Source organism: Treponema endosymbiont of Eucomonympha sp., assembly GCF_001028545.1.
In genome coordinates, this window is the sequence record NZ_BBPW01000096.1 from 1 (window position 1) to 2,832 (window position 2,832).

A 2,832-nucleotide genomic window follows, 5' to 3' on the forward strand; every position below is an offset into this window, starting at 1 on the left:
GCTCGACAGGGTCGAACACGGCGATAGGCGTATAGGCCGCGCCCGACTCGCTCCACACGACGCTGCGGACGGTGGTTACCGCTTCTTCGGGGTTGAACTTGAACGCGATTTGCCGCTCGGGGCGCGCGCGCGAGGCGTCCGCAAAGTCGAGCTGCCGCTCCTTTACGACCAGCCCGTCTATGTCGTAGTCGAGCGAAGCACGCCGAGCCATAACCTCTTCGCGGTACACGACGATCTCCTCCGCGCTTGTGCGGACGGCGAGCGGCACGACGGCAAAGCCGCACGACGCAAGCCACCCGATTTTTGCCGCTTCGTCGGCGAAGGGCTGCGCCTCGGCGGTCGCACGCCCCTGTTCGTCCTGAAACCACGCGTCATAAGCGATAAACGACAGGTGCTCGCTACCTTCGCCGTCCTTCCGCTTCATGAGCCCGTTCGCGGCGTTCCGGCAGTTGGCTTTGTCGGCAAAGCACTCGCGGCGCACGTCTCGGAACAGCATGACTTCGCCGCGCACGCCGCCGGTGAGCGGCAGAGGCGCGCCACCCGCACACAGCGCGGGGAGCACACCGCGCATTTTCCGCGCGTTCGGCGTAATGTCGTCGCCGACCGCGCCGTCGCCCCGCGTTACGGCGCGCGCCAGCACGCCGCCTTCGTACTGCAGCTCAAGGCTCGCGCCGTCGAGCTTATATTCGACCAGATACTCCCCGGCGGAGCGCTTCTCCGCCCACTTCAGAAACTCGCCGGGGTTCGCCGCTTTCTCCTGACTGCCCATAGGCATTCTGTGCCGCGCCTTCGGGAAGCTGCCCGAATCCACGCCGACCCTGCGGAACAGCGCGTTTGCGGGGTCGAGCCGCCTGAGTTCGTCCCAGAGCACATCGAACTCTGCGTCGGGGATTTCCGCCTCGCCGTTGTAATACGCGTCCTGATAGCGCGCGACGAGCCGTTCGAGTTCCGCCTTGCGTTGAGCTGACATACGGGCACTGTAGCATAAAACGGCGGGAAGGGGCAGAGTCGTTCCGCGTTCCCCGCAGGGGGAACGCGGAACGACCGAGTTTCTTGAGGAAACTCGGCATATAGGGTGGCGCATAGGTTTTGCCTGTAGGTAGGCATATAGGTGAAGGCGGGTGTGCGAAGGAGGCGCAAATCGACTGTGAAGGTGTCAGCGAATAGGGCGGCACAGCGTTCAGTGTGCGCCGGACGCTGCCCCCTGCGCGAGCGGGAATATATAACTGTCGATTTCGGCATATATCCGGTCGATTTCCAGTTTAAAGTCTTTATTGCTTTCTTCTGCGAGCCACCCGTCTTTATACCATTTGTAATACGGCGTATTGATTATATTCCACCCGGCTCTCGTCAGGACGTTCATACGCTCAATATGATCAGCCGTATAGTTTTCTTTGAGCCCGTTCGCGGCAAAATGGTGCCTTCCGTCAACCTCTATGGCGACTGATTTCTGGGTGTCGTGATTGTATAGGATAAAATCAAGGCGTTTTTGCCCGCAGCAATTGATTTGACTGTGCAGTGTAATTCTATTATCTCTTGAATGTGCTTTTATATATTCTTCAAGATAAGCGCAAACATAACGCTCAAAATCGCTTTCAAGCGAATTAAACGGCGGCAGTCGCAATGGTTCTGAATCGCTGTCGTTCGGGGAAATATCGTCGTTGCTGATATTTCCCTTTGTTATGTAGTCAAGATAACTGCCGATTTTATCAAATGCTTTCGGAATCGGCGGAGAATATACGAAATAGGTAAACGCTCTTGCCCTGCTGGTCGCCACATTCAGGCGTTTGGCGTCTTGATAATGCCCGTACCCTTTGCTTTCGGCGTCGAGGCACAGGGTGAAAATCATTATATCCCGTTCGTTCCCCTGAAACTCCTCCGGCGTTCCAACCCCTTCGCTGCTGTCAGGATTTATGCCGTATGCCTTCAATTCGGCATTGGGGTATTTCTCTCGGAGCAAATCTTTAATAAGCTCGCACTGGTCGCGTATCATAGAAATCACGCCAATAGTAAAATGGGCTTTGCCGATATGTTCGGGTAGCGTGTATACGGAAGCGGCGGACGGCGCGGTCAAATCCTCGATGATTTTTATCGTTTCATCGGCTTCTGCCCTGATAGCCTTGCTTACTGTTTTGCCCGAAGCGTCCCGCTCCCTGGAGCCGATAACCCGCACCGCCTGAAAACAGTTTATCTCCATATTATGCGGCGTCTCGGTCATTATCTTTAATTTCCCGTCAGGGTTTTCTTCGTCCCGATAAAACCGTCGGCTGGTATAGCGAGCCAAGCCCGGAAGGGAGCGGAAATGTTCGTCCAGCAAAACCTCTTGTATCGTCGCCTGATATTCGTCGCTTCGGAAAAAATCCAAAATAGAGGCTTGCGTAACCGTGAGATTCCTTTTTGAAGCGGACGCATACGGCATGAAAGATTTATTGTACTTTTCCCAAGTCAGTTCGTCAAATTTCTTGCTCAATGAAAAACTGAGACCTGACGTCTTCAGGCTTAACTGTCTATGGTCGCCCACAATGCAAATGCGTTTGCCCCGGTAAAACGCGGGGATAATCTCTGCAAGGTTGACCTGCGAGGCTTCGTCCACCACCACCAAATCAAACAGATTCGGCTGCAGCGGCAGCAAGTGTCCCAAATTCCGTATTTCCGCCGCCCAGAACGGCATTGCGTCGGTAATCTTTGCAAAGTCTATTTGGCGCATTTTCTTGTCGATGATGCGGCTGTTGGTATTAAACAGCATGCTGTTTAATTTATCGATTTCATCCCGCCACTCCCGCCGCGAACATAGTCTAAATATCTTCAGTTTGAATTTAAGTTTTACCAGTT

At 54.5% G+C, this 2,832-nt stretch carries 1 protein-coding gene and 1 pseudogene; both read right to left on the bottom strand.

What is annotated here, in order from left to right; translation table 11 throughout:
• Positions 1–970 (bottom strand): annotated as a pseudogene (locus tag AWU74_RS04845) (DNA ligase (NAD(+)) LigA); the annotation flags it as partial.
• Positions 971–1,180: 210 nt separating this feature from the next.
• A partial coding sequence (locus AWU74_RS04850) for an AAA domain-containing protein (RefSeq protein WP_238580169.1) occupies positions 1,181–2,832 on the bottom strand: 1,652 nt, incomplete at its 5' end.